Source organism: Devosia sp., assembly GCF_965229025.1.
Taxonomy (GTDB): Bacteria; Pseudomonadota; Alphaproteobacteria; order Rhizobiales; family Devosiaceae; genus Devosia_A.
The window spans coordinates 1,574,999-1,591,487 of record NZ_OZ245853.1; the positions used below are offsets into that span (position 1 = coordinate 1,574,999).

Genomic DNA, 16,489 nt, shown 5'->3' on the forward strand with positions numbered 1-16,489 from the left:
TCACGCGCCGGTCACGAAGGGGTTGGCGGCACGATTTTGCCGTAATCCAGCCAAGCTGCGACGCAGACCGCTTCATCCCGAGCGGCTGCCGAGGCCCGCTGTCACGCTGCGATTTCCGTGAAATTTTCGGTCCCAGGCAACCGCGCCCCTGGGGGCGAGAGCTATGCATTATTTGCATGGCAACTATGGCCCCCGGTTTCTTCTCAGTCTTCCCCCTGACGAACACGCTTAACCCATCAGACGAACCAATCATTCGTCGAACACCGGCAGTCATACCGGAACTAAGTCTTAGTACTCAACGTCCTCTTCTTTGAGAGGAACACGGAAACAGACTTATAGGATTTAGAGCCTGGGGCTTTCTGGCTCTGTGTTTGTACTTAGTCGACCTGAAACACTTGCCCCTGGGGGCGAGAGCGATACCGCTCACTCTACTGGAAAGAGGGACTATCTTGGCCAAAATCAGCGTCTTCGGAATTGGGTATGTAGGGGTCGTGTCCGCGGCATGCCTCGCAGATGATGGACACGAGGTCATCGCTGTCGACGTCGATCCCGCGAAGGTCGCCGCCGTCAACGCCGGCATCTCCCCCATCGTCGAAAACGGTCTCGACGAGATCATCGCCCGCGCCGTCAAATCCGGCCGGCTCCGCGCCACCACCGATGGTGCGCAGGCGGTGCTCGACACCGACGCAAGCTTCGTCTGCGTCGGCACGCCCAGCGACGACACCGGCGCGGTCGGTCTCAAATACGTACGCAGCGTCTGTGTCGATATCGGCCAGGCCCTGAAGTGCAAGGCGAGCTTTCACTCGGTGATCATCCGCTCGACCATCGTGCCCGGCACCATGGACGAGGTGTGCATCCCCACCCTCGAGGAAGCCAGCAACATGCTTGCCGGCCAGGATTTCGGCGTCGGCTACTACCCCGAGTTCCTGCGCGAAAGCACAGCGATCGCCGACTACTACGATCCGGGCCTCATCGTCTTCGGCGCGCTTGAAGACAAGACCGCCGCCATCCTCAAGGACATCAATGCCCAGATGCCCGTTCCGTCCAATGTGGTGACGCTGAAGACCGCCGAGGCGGTCAAGTACGCGTCCAATTCCTGGCGCGCCGTAAAGGTCACCTTCGCCAACGAGATCGGCAACATCGCCAAGGCCTCAGGCGTCGATGGCCAGCAGGTGATGAAGCTCATCTGCTCGGATGTGAAGGTGAACATCTCCCCCTACTTCATGCGCCCCGGCTTCGCGTTTGGCGGCTCATGCCTTCCCAAGGATGTCCGCGCGCTGCAGCACCTGGCGCACAAGAAGGGCGTCCCCTCCCCGCTCCTCGACTCCGTGCTAAAGGCCAATGCCGCGCAGATCGACCGCGCTGAACAGATGGTCGCTGATTCCGGCGGCAAGTCGGTGGGCCTCGTCGGCATCGCCTTCAAGCCGGGCACTGATGACCTGCGCGAAAGCCCGCTGGCCGAGCTGGCCTCGCGGCTGATCGCCAAGGGTATGGAGCTCAAGGTCTACGACCCCTTCGTCACCCAGGCGGTGGAAGGTGGCGTCAGCGCCATGGGCCGCGGCAATGACGTGGTGCCCGATCTTGCCTCGCGACTGGTTGGCCGCATCGAGGACCTGATCGCAGGGGCCGACGTGATCCTCGTGGGCAACCGCTACGAAGAGGCGATCGCGCCGCTCAACGCGGTGTCCGAATCCCACTCGCTGGTGGACCTGACGCGCATCAACACGTCGCTCCGCTCCAACGGCACCTACGAAGGCATCTGCTGGTAACCGCCATGCAAATCCTTGCGCACGCTCTCTACATCCTCGTCGCTGCAGCCATCGCTGCCGCAGTCCCCTCGAGCGCCTTTTCCGGCGGCGCGGGCATCTTCCTGACGCTCGGCTTTATCGGCCTGTGGCGTTACAGCTGGGCGTTGATCAACTTCCTGCGGGCGCACTACTACCTCCGCATCGCATACCCTCGGCGGCGCGCTGCCGCCGAGGCGCTCTATTCGGGCAAGCGCCAGGCACACGCGTTCTTCCTTGCCACCAGCTACAAGATCGACGCCGAGATTACGGCCCGCGTCTATCGCTCGCTGTTTCTCGCCGCCCGCCGCTCACCCGGTGGGGCAACGGTGGTGGCGTCGGTGGTTGACGCCTCCGATGAACGCCTGATCCGCTCCGTCGCGACCCAGGTCCTGGCCGGCATCGACACCGTCGAAGTAGTGATCGACCGCATCGCCGGCACCGGCAAGCGCGATGCACTCGCGACGTCCCTCCGCTCCATCGCCCGCCGCTGCCCGTCCGCCGATGACGTCGTGCTGCTCGTCGATGGCGACACGCAGATCCCCGTCGATATCGTCGAACGCGCTGCACCGTTCTTTGCCAGTGGCAAGGTGGGGGCGCTGACCACGAACGAAGCTGCCGAGATCGATCAGCCGTTGTTCCGCGACTGGTTCAAGCTGCGCTTCACCCAGCGGCAGATGATGATGTCGGCCATGGCGGTCAGCAATCGTGTGCTGACGCTCACCGGCCGCATGTCGGTGTTCCGCGCCGATCTCGCCACGCGCCCCGATTTCATCGCCTCGATCGAGGAAGACTATATCGATCACTGGCGCCTGGGCCGGGTGAAGTTCCTCACCGGCGATGACAAGTCGACCTGGTTCTGGCTGCTCAAGCACGGCTACCAGATGACGTACCTGCCCGATGTGGCGTGCGTTTCGATGGAGACCCAGCCCAAGCCGGGCTTTATCGAGAGCGCCGTCACGCTGATGCGTCGCTGGTTCGGCAACATGCTGCGCACCAATGGCCGGGCGCTTGCGCTCAGCCCCACGAAAATTGGTTTCTACACTTGGTGGTCGATCCTCGATCAGCGGGTCTCGATGTGGACCACGCTTACGGCTCCTGTCGGCATCATCCTGTTCTCGCTGTTCGTTGATCCGCTGGTCGCCCTGGCCTACGTCGCCTGGGTGATGGCCACCCGCTACATTTACTGCTGGCTGCTGGCCAGCTTCGGCGGACCGTTCCCGATCAGCTACCCGTTCCTGCTCTATTTCAGCCAGCTGTTCGGCGCCGCGATCAAGACCTCGGTCATGTTCCGCCTCGACCGCCAGCGCTGGACCCGGCAGTCGACCGCCGGCTCCGGAACCCCTGTCGGCAAAGCCGGCCAGGTCCGCTCCCTATCCTCGTCCTACATGCACCTGCTGGCCCTTGGCCTGCTCGTGGTGGGCGTCGTCTTCGCCACGGGGCTGCTCAGCCCCTTCCCGATCCAAGCCAATTGAGGGCTATCGCCATGACCGAAGTGCTTGCTGAACTCGAAAAACCCAAAGCCACGGCTAGCAGAAGCGCGCCTCTCCCCTCTCCGGCCGACCTCGCCGGCCACGGCGAGCATCCGGTGATCCGGATCCCGTTCAACGTGGTGATCAATGGCCGGTCGTTTGTCGGCAACGGTCTGTCGATCGTTGGGGCCGATGCCACCGGGCTGATCGATCCGCAGCTCCATGGCCGCGTACAGGTCGTGATGCTGGTGTTCAACTTCCCGGGCTACTCGATCAGCCTGCCTGTTGATGCGGCGATCGGCGCCGGTTCACCGGAAGCCGGCACGGTGTCGCTGCGCTTCCTCGAGCCGACCGGCCCGCACCTGCCGCAGTTGCGCTACATCCTCAATGCCTATGTCGGCGGAGATCTTGCTGGCGTCGATGGTTTGATCCGCAGCGCCGATCACTTCGAGGCCCCTAGGGCCTCCGCTGCCGCGCCAAGCCATGCAGTCGGCGGGTTCACCATCGGACAAGGCCTGCGCTGGGGCGCCATCGCTGCCGTCGGCCTGCTGCTCGCCGGCTTTGTCGGAGTCAAGCTCTATGAACGGCTGTTCGTTTCGCCGGTCACGGGCCTTTCGACAGTCAGCCTCGACGGCATGGACCTGAGGGCGATCAGCCCGGGCCAGCTCGATTTCGTCAACGCCGATGCCAAGAAGGGCGACATCGCTTTTGCGATCCGCACCACCTCGGGCGAAGTGCTCGCGGTCTCGATGCCGTGCGATTGCGTGGTCGCTCCGGGCTCGGCCCAGAGCGGTTCCACGGTCCTTGCCGGCGACACGGTGATGACCGTGGCGCCATCCGATGCTCCGGTGGTGATCTCCACCAAGGTCGACGGCAACGGGCTCCGGATGCTCGCCTCGGGCGCCCATGCCGACGTGCACCTGCCGGATGGCAGCACGACCGTCGCAACTCTCAACACCGCCGACCTGCCTGGGCTGCTGCGCGGCAACACCGATGGCGTTGCCATCCCGGTCAGCCTCGTGCCGCAGACGCCGCTCCCGGCGACCAGCGTCGGGACGCCGGTTGAGGTGCTGATCACCGCCGACCCGTTTTCAGCAGTGGGCCGGTTCTTCTCCTTCAAGGGTCAATCGAACGGGGCACAGAAATGAACGCTATCCATCCACTGATCCTCTGCGGTGGCGTCGGCACGCGGCTCTGGCCGCTCTCACGCGCCGAACAGCCAAAGCAGTTCCAGCCGATCGACCAGGAGAGCTCGATCACCTTCTTCCAGACCACCGTGCAGCGTCACGGCGGGGAACTCTTTCATGACCCCGTGGTCTCGGTTGCCCAGGGTCACCTCGGCACCGTCCGCCGCCAGTTGCGCGAAGTGCAGCGCAACGCCCGCATCATCGCTGAGCCTGTGGCCCGCAATACCGGACCGGCTGTGCTGTCGGCAGCACTCCTCATCACCCGCACCGATCCCGACGCGGTTATCCTGATCTGCCCGTCCGATCACGTGATCAGCGGCGACCTGAATTCTCGCATCCGTGAATCGCAACTCGCCGCCCGCGACGGCCTGATCGTCACCTTCGGCATCAAGCCGCGCTACAACGAGACCGGCTATGGCTACATCATGGATGGCGGGGAATACTCCACCTACCGTGGTGTGCACCGGGCTGAGCGTTTCGTCGAAAAGCCCAATGCCCAGGTGGCGCAGCAACTGATCGAAACCGGCCTCGCTTACTGGGCGTCCGGTATCTCTCTGATGCGCGCCGACACGGTCATCGAAGAATATCGCCGCTACGATCCGGTGACCTTCGGTGCCGTCAGCGCGTCCCTCGCCAATGCCGAGCAGATCGACAACGCGCTGGTGCTGGAAAACGCGAGCTTCAGCACCGCAGAGAGCCTCCCCACCGAGCGCGCCGTGTTCGAGAAGTCCAAATCCGTGGCGCTCGCTCCCGCCGATGTCGAATGGGACGACGTGGGCGCCTGGGCGGCGTTTCACACCATCGGCAAAAAGACCGCCGACGGCAATGTCGTGTCGGGCGACGTGATGATGATCAACAGCACGGACTCTTATGTCCGCGGCAGTGACCGGCTCGTCGCCATCGTCGGCGTCAGCAACCTGGTGGTTGTTGACACCCACGATGCGCTGCTGGTCACCACCAAGGACCAGTCGCAGGACGTCAAGAAGATCGTCGAGCAGTTGAAGGCACAGAATCGCCGCGAGGCCGTCGACCATACGTTTGGCGCCACCGATTGGGGCAAGCAGGGCAAGCTCGCCTCGGGCTCCGGCTATACCCTCAGGCACCTCACGGTGAACCCCGGCCTCACTCTGCCCGTCGAGAGTGGATCGGATTTTCGCCGCCTGATGGTCGTGGCTTCCGGCTCGGGCACGCTGCAGATCGGCAACCGCAAGCGCGAGCTGAAGACTGGGGCGACCTTCGAAATCGGCGCCGCGCAGTCCGCCAGCGTCACCAATGACGGCACCGGCCCGATGCAGGTGATCGAAGTTGCCTGCCTCATCGACGGACCTCTGACCCACCTCACCCCGCTGGTTGAGCTGGCCTCGGTTGGTGACGGGAGCCGTGAACATGCGTAAGGCCTGGGTCCGCGTCAGTCTGCTGGCATTGGCAATATCGGCCCCTGCGGTCGCCGTGGCGGCGGACTATGCGCGGACCCTCGCCTACGAGCAAACCGTCGCCGGGATAACGGCGATGGTGGTGGCTGGCGGTTCCGCACACGACCTCCAGGCGGCCGCCGCGCCGCTGGGGCTGACGCTTGCGAGTTCCCGACGCGAAGCGCCAGCCCTGCCCCAACTGACCGAGGCGCATGTGAGCCTTGTCGCCATCGACCTGGTGCTGTCGCAACTCGCGCTGCAGGCCGGCGCCAACTATCACGTGGCCCTGCGTCAGGCGCAGAGCCGGCCCGAAGTACTGCTGCTCGACGCGGGCGTTACCAGCCTCGCCGCTCTCTATGAGGCAGTGACGGCAGCGGGCCTGACGGGGGTGCTCGACAAGACTGACGACGGCTACGTCCTACACGTGCCTCTCGCCGTCTGGAATGACGCGACACTGTCGCTGCAGCCGGGTGAGACTTTGCTCATCGACCGGTCTACCGGCGCGTTCGTTGTTGCGGCAGGCACGCTGGCGGGCACCGATGCCGCCATCCGCGCCACGGGTGCCGAGAACCCGCGCCTCAGGGACTTCAACCCCTTTGTCGTGGTCGCGCTCTCCGGCTCGGCCCAGTTCGACCGGATGCGATTTTCCGATCTCGGCTACGGCATCTTCGCGCCCCTGACCGGCGTAACGCTCGTCGAGGGCGGGTTCTATCGCAAGGGCACCCCATCCCACATCAGCAACAGCATCTTCGACGATGTCGGCTCGCTGGCGCTGGTTGATGCGGAGAATGCAACAGTCGACGGCAACGTCTTCCAGAATTCGAGCGGCCCGGCCGTGCTGATCAGCGGCGGCAAGAGCCTCGCCATGAGCGGCAATGTCATTCTCGCAGGACCTACAGCGCACGGCATCAAGGTCACAGCGGGCGCCCGCGACGTCCAGATCATCGACAACATCGTGGTCGGCGCGGGGCTGAACGGTATCTTCGCCGACTCCGGCGCGTCGGACCTGATGATCAGCAACAACCTGATTTCCGGCAGCCATCGCTCAGGAGTCAGCATTGCCTCAGCCGACTGCATCAGTGTCGGTCGCAATCTGTTGCTCAAGAATGTCCAGTCGGGCCTCGCGGTCCGCGACAGCGCCGGGCTGCAGGTCGTGGGTAACCGACTGATCGACAACGGCAATGCGGGGATCAGCGTCACCCATCAGCCCGACTACGGCGTCATCGCCATCGCCAGCAACGAGCTCGATGGCAACCAGGTCGGCATCAAGGGCTCGACCACGGCACGGCTCAGCTTTGCCGCCAACGACTTCTCGGGCCAAGCCCCGCGCCTACTCGATGGTGAACTGGTGCAGTTCACCGACAAGTTCCTCAATCTCAAGGGTCTCGGCGCGCCGACGGTCATTGATGGCCTCGATCTCAAGTCGACCCCCAAACTCACCCCGTCCGGCGCCCTGCGCCCGACATCGTGCTCATTCCCAGGGGATGCGTGATGGTTTTTTCGTCTGAAACGTTCCTGTTTCTGTTCCTGCCGATGTTCCTCGGCGCCTACTACCTGACGCCGGTCAAGTATCGGAACATCACGCTGCTGGTTGAATCCTACCTGTTCTATGGCTGGTGGCGGTTCGACTTCCTGGTGCTGCTCGTCGCCAACACGCTCTGGGCCTATGTGTTCAGCATGCTGGTGGGCAAGTACCAGGGCACCCCGCGCGCCAAGTTGATGGTGGGGATCGGCGTCGCCGGCCACCTCGCCGTGCTCGGCACCTTCAAGTACCTAAACTTCTTCGTCGACAGCTTCGCGACCCTCTGGGGCACGACGCCGGAGCACCTCGGGATCCACTGGCAGCTACTGCTGCCGATCGGCATCTCGTTCTACGTCTTCCACTCGATCAGCTACCTTGTCGACGTCTACCGCGGCGATGCCAAGCCCTCACGCAATATCATCGACTTCGCGGCGTTTCTTGCACTGTTCCCTCAGCTCGTTGCCGGGCCGATCCTGCGCTACAAGGATCTCGCCCCGCAGTTCGCCCACCGGGTCCATTCGTGGGAGCTGTTCAACGCCGGCTGGCAGCGCTTCCTGATCGGGCTGTCGCTCAAGGTGCTGATCGCTGATCCCGTAGCGCCGCTCGCTGACGCCATGTTCTCGGTGCCGCAGCCGACGCTGGTCGAATCCTGGCTCGGTGCGCTGGCCTACTCGATGCAGCTCTACTTCGATTTCGCCGGCTACTCTGCGATGGCAATCGGCCTCGCCCTGATGCTTGGCTTCCGCTTCGCCGAAAACTTCAACATGCCCTATATCAGCCGCTCGATCACCGAATTCTGGCGCCGCTGGCATATCTCGCTCAGCGTCTGGCTGCGCGACTACCTCTACATTCCGCTCGGCGGCAACCGGAAGGGCGTGGCGCGGACCTACGTCAACCTGTTCCTCGTCATGCTGCTTGGCGGGCTGTGGCACGGCGCCAACTTCACCTTCATCCTGTGGGGTGTGTGGCATGGCGGGATCCTCGTCGTCGAGCGCCTCACCGGCCAGGACAAGCGCGCCCCGACCCTGTGGTGGTCGCTGCCGGTCACCTTCATTGCGGTTGTCCTCGGCTGGGTGATGTTCCGCGCCCCCCACGTCACCGATGCGCTGCAGATGTATGCGGGCATGTTCGGCTTTAACGGCATCGGTATCCGCCCCGAGACGGCGTGGATGGTGAGCCGCGAGGCGCTGACCATGCTGGTCGTCGCGGTCGCCGTAACCATCGCCGAGCCCCGCATGCGCCACATGTGGGAGCCCCAGATCGGCGTTGGCCCGGATGGCGCGGCAGTCATTTCGACCAGCCTCGTCAAGGCCACCGCCCTTAGCGCCCTCGCCGTGTTCTGCCTGATGCGCCTCGCCGAGCAGACCTATTCCCCATTCCTCTACTTCCAGTTCTGAGGAGGCCCAGATGCAAGTCAAAGCCATGAACACCAAGTCCTTCGCCGCCGCGGCTCCCGCCTTTGCCCTCCCGGTGCTGTTCCTCGGCTATGCCGTGGTCGCCAACTACGAGTTCGTCACCGGGCTCGGCCGCGACATCGCCGAAATGCCGAAGTCGGCCTCGGCCTATCTCGATGGCCAGGCGGCGGTGCAGATCGACGCCTACTACAAGAAGATCATGCCGCACCGCCTGCCCTCGATTGATGCGATGGGCGCGGCCCGTTACCTGCTGTTCCGCGAGGGCCGCTCTGGCGTCGTGGTCGGCACTGACGGCTGGCTGTTCTCCAAAGAAGAGTTCGATGCCTCGCTCCGCCGCTCGCCCGATCTCGGCGAGGCAGCAAAAGGCATCGCCGCTATCCGCGACACGCTCAAGTCGCAGGGTATCGAGCTCGTCGTCGTGCCCCTCCCGGCCAAGGCCGATATCTACCGCGAGCATGCCGGTGCTCCGGCGATCTCGGATGACCTCACCAAGCTCTATGCCGATTTCGACACCGTGCTCGATACCGCCGGCATCCGGCATATCGATGCGCGCGGCCCGCTGCTGGCGGCCAAGGATCAGGGCGCACTGTTCCTCAATACCGACACGCACTGGACGCCACTCGGCGCCTCGATCGTCGCCGATGCCGTGGGCCGGGCGCTAGGCCACGGCGACACCGCCTACACCATCAAGGACCTCGCCCCCGCCCCGCGCGACGGCGACCTCTCGAAATTCATCGTTACCGGCGAGATCGCACCGCTCGTCGGTCTGGGCCCGGAGACCGTTGTCGCACGCGAAGCCATTGCCCCCGAGGGCGGCGCGGGCACAGCGGATATCTTCGGGCCCTCCAACATTCCCTACGTCCTCACCGGCACCAGCTACAGCGCCAATCCGCTGTGGAGTTTTGGCGAAGACCTCAAGGTCCAGCTTGGCGCGGACGTCCTCAACCTCGCCGAAGAAGGCAAGGGCCCGGTGGCACCGATGCGGGCGTTCCTCGCCAGCGACACGCTGCGCGACACCCCGCCCCAGACCGTCATCTGGGAGTTTCCGGTGCGCTATCTCGGCAACCAGAAGCTCTGGGATGCTCCCCCGGCGACGGAGGCGGCCAAATGATCCGGCGTCTCCTCCTCGGCCTCTCGCTTGCGGTCCTTCTCGCCACTGATGTGAGCTCGGCCGCGGCAGCGGAAAACGGCTTCGACGCCTGGCTCAAGGGCATCATGGATGCCCCCGGACGCCATGCCGGCAGGCACTATCGCGAGCCCCGCGTTCCCAAGGCCCCGAAGGTCCTGTCGCCGATGGAAGTGCTCCGCCACAAGATGGTGACCGGCGCCAAGGTCACCGACACGCAGCTCAAAAAACTCGCCGATTCCGGCGACTCCCTGGGGGCGTACAACTACGCCAAGCGCCTCACCGAAGCCGCCGATCCGGCACAGTTGCCTACCGCGCTGCAGTACTACTTCAAGGCGGTCAAAGGCGGCCGCGCCTTCGCCCTGCGGCCGATGATCCGCCTGCTCGATGTCGGAATCGGCATGGACGATCTGGCGCTGATGACCGACGTGCAGGCGCTGCTCGAAAAGAAGGCGCTCAAGGATCCGCTCTACCGCGATGCCCTGGTTCGCTACTACCGTTCGGGCAAGCCTTTCGGCCTCGATACTGCTCGGGCCGACACGCTGATTGCCGATGCCGCAAAGGCCGGCGACACCAAGGCGGCGCTCGATCTGGCCTATGCGCTCCTCACTGGCGTGCCCGAACCGGAGCAGGTCGAGGAAGCCAAGGGCTACCTCCAGATCGCCGCTCTCTCGGAAACGCTCAGTATCCGCACTGTCGCGGAAAACCTGCTCCGTGACCTCAATTCCCAGCCCATCACCGTTGCGACGGAGACCGTGCAATGACCCGTTCCCTGATCCTTGGAGCAGCCTTCGCGGCGCTCGCTGCCTCCACCGCTCCCGCCTTCGCCGACTCCGCCTTTGGCTGCAAGCATCTCGAAGACAACCCGACCCTACCGTCCGTCGAGGGTAAGGACGGTTTCTTCTTCCGTATCTTTGCCGACCTCCGCATGCAGCATCCATTCACGGAAGAGACCGTGTCGCAGATGAGCGACCTGTCCGCTGCCCTGAAGGCACACGGCACAACGCTGATGTATGTGCCGATCCCCACCAAGAGCGTGACGCTGCCGACATTCCTGCCAGACGAGGCCAAGCTCTTCGGCTTCGACGAGACCGTCGCGTCCGACGTCTACGAGGACCAGATCGCGCGCCTCAAGGCCAAGGGCGTCATGGCGGTCGATTTGTTGTCAGTGCTGAAGACGACCGATGGCGAGCACCCGCCGTTCTTCAAGTCGGATTTCCACTGGACCTCATCCGGCGCGCGCCTCGCGGCACAGACCATCGGCAAGCTCATCCAGTCGCTGCCCGACTATGCCGATGTCACCCCGGTGCAATATGAGAGCAAGCCGCTCGGCACAGAGCTCGCCGTCTCGGGCATGCGCCGCACTCTGCAGGCGTTCTGCGTCCTCAACCTGCCGCCGGTGGTCAGCGATGCATTCGAGACCGTCGAAGTCGCGAGCGCCGATGCCAGCCTCGACATTTTCGGTGATGGCAAGGCCAAGGAAGGCCCGGCAGATGAAGTGGCCCTGGTCGGCACCAGCTTTTCCGATGCCCAGGTGCCCAATTTCGGCGGCTTCCTCGCGCAGTATGCCAGCCTGCCGGTCGCCAACATGGCCATCACGGGCGGCAACCAGTTCGGCGCCATCACGTCGTACCTGACGTCCCGCGAGTTCGCGACCACCCGGCCCCGCTTCATGGTCTGGGAAAACCCGATCTACAACAACCTCGCCCAGTTCGGCACAGGCTCAATGACCGAGCTCATCGCCGCGGCGCGCAACGACTGCACCCCACTCACTGGCACCCCGACGATCGACGCCGCCAAGAGCCTTTACGAGATGGATCTCTCCGGCGTCGCCATCGGCGAAAAGCAGGTGCTGCTCGCCGATGCCGGCGACGACGGCAGCCGCGATGTGGTGCTCAAGTTCACCAGCAAGGATGGCCGCGTGTTCCAGCGCGAGATCCATCGCGGCGACCGTTTCCGCGCCACCGGGCGCTTCTTCATCCCCCTCGAATCCCTCGACAGCCTCGATCTGGCGAAGGTCTCGATCCAATACGACCGGCTGACCAAAGACACGGCAGCGGTTTCGCTCTGCAACATCTAGGAGACCCCTCATCATGTTCCGTCCCTCCCGCCCCCTCGCCACGCTCTCGCTGCTTGCCGTGCTTGCTTCCAGCACCGCCATTTTCGCACAGGACGATGGTCTCTATGACGCACCGGTCGATCCCAACACCGCGTTCATCCGCGTGCTGTCACCAGGCGCCGCAGTGGCCGTGGTCAACGGCACCACTGTCGATCAGGTGACCGATGGCCTCTCGGCCTATGTCAACGTGCAGCCCGGCGATATCGATGTTGCCGCCGGCGACGTCTCAGGCTCGGTCTCTGCCCAGCCTGGCGCCTACTACACCTATGCCTGGAGCGCCGCAGGCGAGCCTGTCGTCCTGACCGACCAGCCCGCCAACGACCCATCCAAGGCGACCGTCTACTTCTACAATTTCTCGGACCTGCCCAGCGTCGACCTGTTCGTGCCGTCGGCCAAGGTGAAGGCCATCGAAGGCGTCGCCGGTGACACCACGAAGTCAGTGGCGCTGAAGGCGCCGTTGACGCTGGACTTTGAAGTCCAGTCGGACGGCACCTCGGTCGCCAAGGTCGCAGCGCTTGATCTCAAGCGCCGCGGCGGCGTGTCGATTGTGTTTACGGGGACTGCCGGCAACTACACCGCCTCTGCCGTGCAGAACCAGTTTTTTCGGGCCCAGTAACCAAGAAAGGAAGCCAAGATGCCGCTTCCCCTTTCCCGGACCCAAGGACGGTTTATCGGAACCTTCCTGTTGGGCGCCGCCCTGAGCATGCCGGCCGCCTACGCGGCTCCTGTGACCGTCACCTTCCTGCCCCCCGACATCCCGTCGCAGGACGTGTGCGTGGCCAAGAAAGCCGATCCGGACGTCGTCGCCCGCTGGAACGCCTGGGATGGCACCAGCGTGCCGGAGGGGGATCCAGACGTCGTGCTGCGTGACGCAAGGCGGCTTCGCGACCTGAACCCCACCGGTAATTTCGAGCTGGTGGACAAAATGCTGGCGATCGTCGCCAAGATGCCTGCGCCCAAGGTCCCCGACACCTCGATCGACCGGATCAATCTCTACCTCAAGGCGGGCAAGATCCCGCAGCTGCGGCAGACCGGCATCCTTGACCAGATGGAAGCCTCGGAGGCGAGCCTTGCGCCCAAGGCGCTAAACCTGCTTGCGACGCTCTACCTCGACGGCATCGTGGTAAAAAAGGACAAGGCCAAGGGCCTCGGATTCCTCACGCGCTCCGCCATGGGCGGCAACGCGGACGCCTTGCTCCGTCTCGCTTCCATCAACCTCGCTGGAGAAACCATCGAGGGCTGGGATCTCGATCCCAAGCTCTCCGTCACGATGGCGTTCGGCGCCCTGGTGGGAAAGCTCGATCCCGAGATCTGCGACCGCATCGGCCGCATCGCCCGCGAATATTCGAAGGGCGAGGTGGTCCAGCAGGACCACGCGATTGCTGAAAAATGGATGCGGCTTGCCGCCGATCTTGGTGATGCCAGCGCCGCCTGGAAAGTGGCGCAGCTTCATCTCGAGAGCGAACTGATCGTCAAGAACAACGACATCCTGCTCAAGTACCTGAAGCTCGCCTCCGATCGCGGCGTCGCCGCTGCGGAAGTGGAGCTAGGCAAGCTCTACGAAGCCGGCGCGCTCCTGCCGCTCGATATGGGCAAGGCCGAGGAACTCTACGCCGAAGCGTCAAAGACCGGCAGCCGCAATGCGCTGTTCCGTCTGGCGACCATGCTGGAAGAGCAGCCTGCTGAGGCCAAAACCGCAAGCCGTTACAAGGAGACGCTCACGCAATTGACCTCGCTGCCCCAACCTCCGGGCTGGGCCTTTTCAAAACTCGCCGACGTCGTGCTGGCCGAAAGGGGCCGCTGGGCCGGCGAGAAGGAAGCGCAGGCGCTGCTCGAACGTGGCGTGCAACTGGAAGATGCTGACTCGGCTCAGGAGCTGGCTTCGATCCTGCTGCGCCACCGTGACGAGCCGGGCATTTTCGAACGCGCAACCGAACTGCTCGGCTTTGCCGTGACCTATGCGGGCAAGATCGACCCCATGACTGATCTCCGCCAGGCCTATCTCTGCCGCGCTCCCAAGGGCGCCGACATGCGTCTCGCGAGCTTCTGGCAGCGCACGGAAGACGCGGCCGGCAATTCCACCGTGTTCATGACGCCTGAAGATGTGGATGGGCTCGATATTGAGTCGAAGCCGCTCGAACTGGCGCGGTTGCAGACCCACGCCCTCTACGGCCGGCCGAACTCCGTCGCCTATTATCTGGACTATCTCAAGAAGAACGGTGCCTCGCAGGACATCATCGACTTCTGGCAGTCCCGCGTGGACCCGGTTCCCGCCACGATTGATGCCGTTGCCCGGTTCTCCGTCATGGCCTCGCCGACGCCCGAGGCGATCGAAGCGACGCTCGAGGCTCTCAAGAAGGCCAATGCAGCCGGGCTGCCCCGTGCTCCTGTCGACCTTGCAACGGCTCTGCTGGATTATTTCCCCAACGATGCCGACAAGCGCAACGAGGCCATCGCTTACCTCGAACAGGCCGCTGCGAACGGCAACGGTGCGGCGATCCTGCGTCTGCTGCCGATGATGCAGGAACAGGGGATCGGACCCGAGAAGCTGTTCGAGCAGTATGCTCAGGCGATCGAAGATCGCGGCGACGCCGACGCCCTGATCTTCGCGGCAGGCGTCACTGGTGACGCGGCCAAGAAGCGTGACTACCTCTATCGCGCCGCCAGCGTGGTGGACTGCACGTTCCAGAACACGGTCAAGCTTGCCGGGGCGTTCGTCGCCACCGCCGACGACGCCGAAACCGAGCACTGGTTGCAGGTCAGCCTGCGGCTTGCCGGTGACGATGGCTGGCGCCAGGTTGCGATCGGCGATCGCTACATGGCCATGGGTGGGCCAGAGCGGGCCAAGACGGCAATCGCCCTCTATGAAAAGGGCGTCGAGCTTGGAGACGACACGGCAGTCAGCCGTCTGGTGAAGATCTACTCCGATCCCGATAGCCAGGACTATGCACCCACCAAGGCCGTCGCCATGTTCAAGCGCATGATCGATGATGCCCCGGTGGCGAAGCTCGCCGAGCTGCGCGAGAAGGTGCAGAAGGCACCGACCGCCATCCGTACCGCCCTTAGCGAGGAGATCGACTGGACCGCCCGGTACGCCGCTTCCGCCGCAACCGGAGATGTCATCGCAATGCGTGAGCTGGCACTCTATCTGCGGGAAACCGGAACCACCGCCGATGACGCCAAGACCGCCAGCCAGTGGCTGATCCGTGCCGCCGACGGCGGGGATGCGACCGCCATGGTTGAGCTCGCCAAGGCATACGCGATGGGCATTGGCCTCGCTCCGTCCATCAAGCAGGCGCAATTGCTCCTCAAGGATGCTGCAGGGCTGGGCAACGAAGAAGCCCGGCACCTCCTCGTCACCATGGCCGCCGCGCCGGTGGAGAACTAGATGCGGGTCCCCCTTGGCATCGCCCTCGCGATGACCGCTCTCCTCGGCGCGCCAGTTCCCTTGCGCGCCGCGGAGACCTCGTTCAGCTGCCCCGCGGCACCTGAGCCCGTCGTCACCCTCACCTTCGGCAGCCGCTATACCGACAACAGCAAGACCCGGTCGGACATCGACGAAGCCTCCAACGCCGAAGTCGACAAGGCCCTGCAGCCGGTCGAAAAGTTCATCAACGCGCTGTCCAAGATGGCCAACTCGGCGCTTCTCGACAAGGACGCTGCCAAGGCCAGTTGCGTCCTCGATTGGCTCGATACTTGGGCCCAAGCGGGGGCCCTCGCCAAGCTTGAAACCATCAATGTGCAACTCGCCATCCCTGCCCGTTTCTCGGGCTTGGCGATGGCCCTGCTGCAGGCCGAGACGACGACCGAGCTCGAACCAGAAAAGCGCACCCGCGTGGTCGCCTGGCTCGACCAAGCGGCCGAGGCGACGATGAGCTTTTTCGACAACGACGCGCCCAAGAACGCCAGCAGGAACAACCTGAGGGCCTGGGCCGGACTTGCCGTCGCGGCAACCGCCCGGCTCAACGGCACGCCGGGGCTGATGGATTGGGCCAGGTCGACGTTTGAGCTCGTCACCTGCCAGGCCGCCGACGATGGCAGCCTGCCGCTCGAGATGGGTCGCGCTGACCGGGCGCTCAACTACCAGCTCCACGCCACCGCTCCGCTGGTGGTGCTCGCCGACCTTCTGAAAGCCACCGGCTACGATGGCTATGCGGCGTGCGATGGAAAGCTGTCGAAGATCGCGGCTTTCAGCCTGAAAGCTGTTCAGGATCCGTTAATCGTTGAGGCCATTACAGGGAAAGTGCAGACGTTCACTACCGGTGAACAACCCCTCCAGCCCTACATGCTGGCCTGGGTCGAGCCCTATCTTCGCCACGCGCCTGACCCCGCTATCGACGCCTACGTGGAGCCCATGCGGCCGCTGTCGCATGCCAAGCTTGGTGGCAATCTTACTGAACTTGGCGATTGGGTTGCACTATTGGCGATACCAACTCCTTAACCCTCCCTGCC

At 64.2% G+C, this 16,489-nt stretch carries 12 protein-coding genes; all 12 read left to right on the forward strand.

Going from position 1 to position 16,489, the window contains the following annotated elements; all coding sequences use genetic code 11:
• Positions 1-449: 449 nt before the first annotated feature.
• Genes ACO06J_RS07870 through ACO06J_RS07925 form a run of 12 tightly spaced genes read left to right on the forward strand, consistent with a single transcriptional unit; the run spans position 450 to position 16,478 of the window.
• Positions 450-1,769: a nucleotide sugar dehydrogenase gene (locus tag ACO06J_RS07870; protein WP_421760151.1), complete on the forward strand. Its 1,320-nt coding sequence runs from the start codon at positions 450-452 to the stop codon at positions 1,767-1,769.
• Between the two features lie 5 nt (positions 1,770-1,774).
• Positions 1,775-3,259, forward strand: coding sequence for a glycosyltransferase (locus tag ACO06J_RS07875; protein WP_421760152.1), 1,485 nt, complete (start codon positions 1,775-1,777; stop codon positions 3,257-3,259).
• Between the two features lie 11 nt (positions 3,260-3,270).
• Positions 3,271-4,404 (forward strand): hypothetical protein, encoded by a 1,134-nt coding sequence (locus ACO06J_RS07880; protein WP_421760153.1) that lies wholly within the window; start codon positions 3,271-3,273, stop codon positions 4,402-4,404.
• The gene (locus ACO06J_RS07885; RefSeq protein ID WP_421760154.1) at positions 4,401-5,837 is read left to right on the forward strand and encodes a mannose-1-phosphate guanylyltransferase/mannose-6-phosphate isomerase; all 1,437 of its coding nucleotides are present in this window, start codon (positions 4,401-4,403) and stop codon (positions 5,835-5,837) included. Before ACO06J_RS07880 ends, ACO06J_RS07885 begins: the two co-directional genes overlap by 4 nt.
• Positions 5,830-7,347 carry a right-handed parallel beta-helix repeat-containing protein gene (locus ACO06J_RS07890; RefSeq protein WP_421760155.1) on the forward strand — a complete coding sequence of 506 codons (1,518 nt, stop codon included), beginning with the start codon at positions 5,830-5,832 and terminating at the stop codon, positions 7,345-7,347. The genes ACO06J_RS07885 and ACO06J_RS07890 overlap by 8 nt, the downstream gene beginning before the upstream one ends.
• Positions 7,347-8,774 carry an MBOAT family O-acyltransferase gene (locus ACO06J_RS07895; RefSeq protein WP_421760156.1) on the forward strand — a complete coding sequence of 476 codons (1,428 nt, stop codon included), beginning with the start codon at positions 7,347-7,349 and terminating at the stop codon, positions 8,772-8,774. The genes ACO06J_RS07890 and ACO06J_RS07895 overlap by 1 nt, the downstream gene beginning before the upstream one ends.
• A 10-nt stretch (positions 8,775-8,784) precedes the next feature.
• Complete coding sequence (locus ACO06J_RS07900; protein WP_421760157.1) at positions 8,785-9,903, forward strand: alginate O-acetyltransferase AlgX-related protein; 1,119 nt, start codon at positions 8,785-8,787, stop codon at positions 9,901-9,903.
• Entirely contained in the window at positions 9,900-10,682 is a 783-nt protein-coding gene (locus ACO06J_RS07905; protein ID WP_421760158.1) for a hypothetical protein, read from the forward strand. Before ACO06J_RS07900 ends, ACO06J_RS07905 begins: the two co-directional genes overlap by 4 nt.
• Positions 10,679-11,998 carry an alginate O-acetyltransferase AlgX-related protein gene (locus ACO06J_RS07910; RefSeq protein ID WP_421760159.1) on the forward strand — a complete coding sequence of 440 codons (1,320 nt, stop codon included), beginning with the start codon at positions 10,679-10,681 and terminating at the stop codon, positions 11,996-11,998. Before ACO06J_RS07905 ends, ACO06J_RS07910 begins: the two co-directional genes overlap by 4 nt.
• 13 nt (positions 11,999-12,011) lie before the next feature.
• Complete coding sequence (locus ACO06J_RS07915; RefSeq protein ID WP_421760160.1) at positions 12,012-12,653, forward strand: alginate O-acetyltransferase AlgF; 642 nt, start codon at positions 12,012-12,014, stop codon at positions 12,651-12,653.
• Positions 12,654-12,671: 18 nt separating this feature from the next.
• A complete protein-coding gene (locus tag ACO06J_RS07920; RefSeq protein ID WP_421760161.1) occupies positions 12,672-15,425 on the forward strand; it encodes a tetratricopeptide repeat protein in 2,754 nt (917 codons plus the stop codon).
• Positions 15,426-16,478, forward strand: a complete 1,053-nt coding sequence (locus ACO06J_RS07925; protein WP_421760162.1) for an alginate lyase family protein — start codon at positions 15,426-15,428, stop codon at positions 16,476-16,478.
• Positions 16,479-16,489 lie beyond the last annotated feature (11 nt).

Bases quoted from the DNA above. Each gene is read 5' to 3' on its own strand.
- ACO06J_RS07875 (WP_421760152.1), top strand. From the start codon at position 1,775: ATGCAAATCCTTGCGCACGCTCTCTACATCCTCGTCGCTGCAGCCATC.
- ACO06J_RS07880 (WP_421760153.1), top strand. From the start codon at position 3,271: ATGACCGAAGTGCTTGCTGAACTCGAAAAACCCAAAGCCACGGCTAGC.
- ACO06J_RS07885 (WP_421760154.1), top strand. From the start codon at position 4,401: ATGAACGCTATCCATCCACTGATCCTCTGCGGTGGCGTCGGCACGCGG.
- ACO06J_RS07890 (WP_421760155.1), top strand. From the start codon at position 5,830: ATGCGTAAGGCCTGGGTCCGCGTCAGTCTGCTGGCATTGGCAATATCG.
- ACO06J_RS07895 (WP_421760156.1), top strand. From the start codon at position 7,347: ATGGTTTTTTCGTCTGAAACGTTCCTGTTTCTGTTCCTGCCGATGTTC.
- ACO06J_RS07900 (WP_421760157.1), top strand. From the start codon at position 8,785: ATGCAAGTCAAAGCCATGAACACCAAGTCCTTCGCCGCCGCGGCTCCC.
- ACO06J_RS07905 (WP_421760158.1), top strand. From the start codon at position 9,900: ATGATCCGGCGTCTCCTCCTCGGCCTCTCGCTTGCGGTCCTTCTCGCC.
- ACO06J_RS07910 (WP_421760159.1), top strand. From the start codon at position 10,679: ATGACCCGTTCCCTGATCCTTGGAGCAGCCTTCGCGGCGCTCGCTGCC.
- ACO06J_RS07915 (WP_421760160.1), top strand. From the start codon at position 12,012: ATGTTCCGTCCCTCCCGCCCCCTCGCCACGCTCTCGCTGCTTGCCGTG.
- ACO06J_RS07920 (WP_421760161.1), top strand. From the start codon at position 12,672: ATGCCGCTTCCCCTTTCCCGGACCCAAGGACGGTTTATCGGAACCTTC.
- ACO06J_RS07925 (WP_421760162.1), top strand. From the start codon at position 15,426: ATGCGGGTCCCCCTTGGCATCGCCCTCGCGATGACCGCTCTCCTCGGC.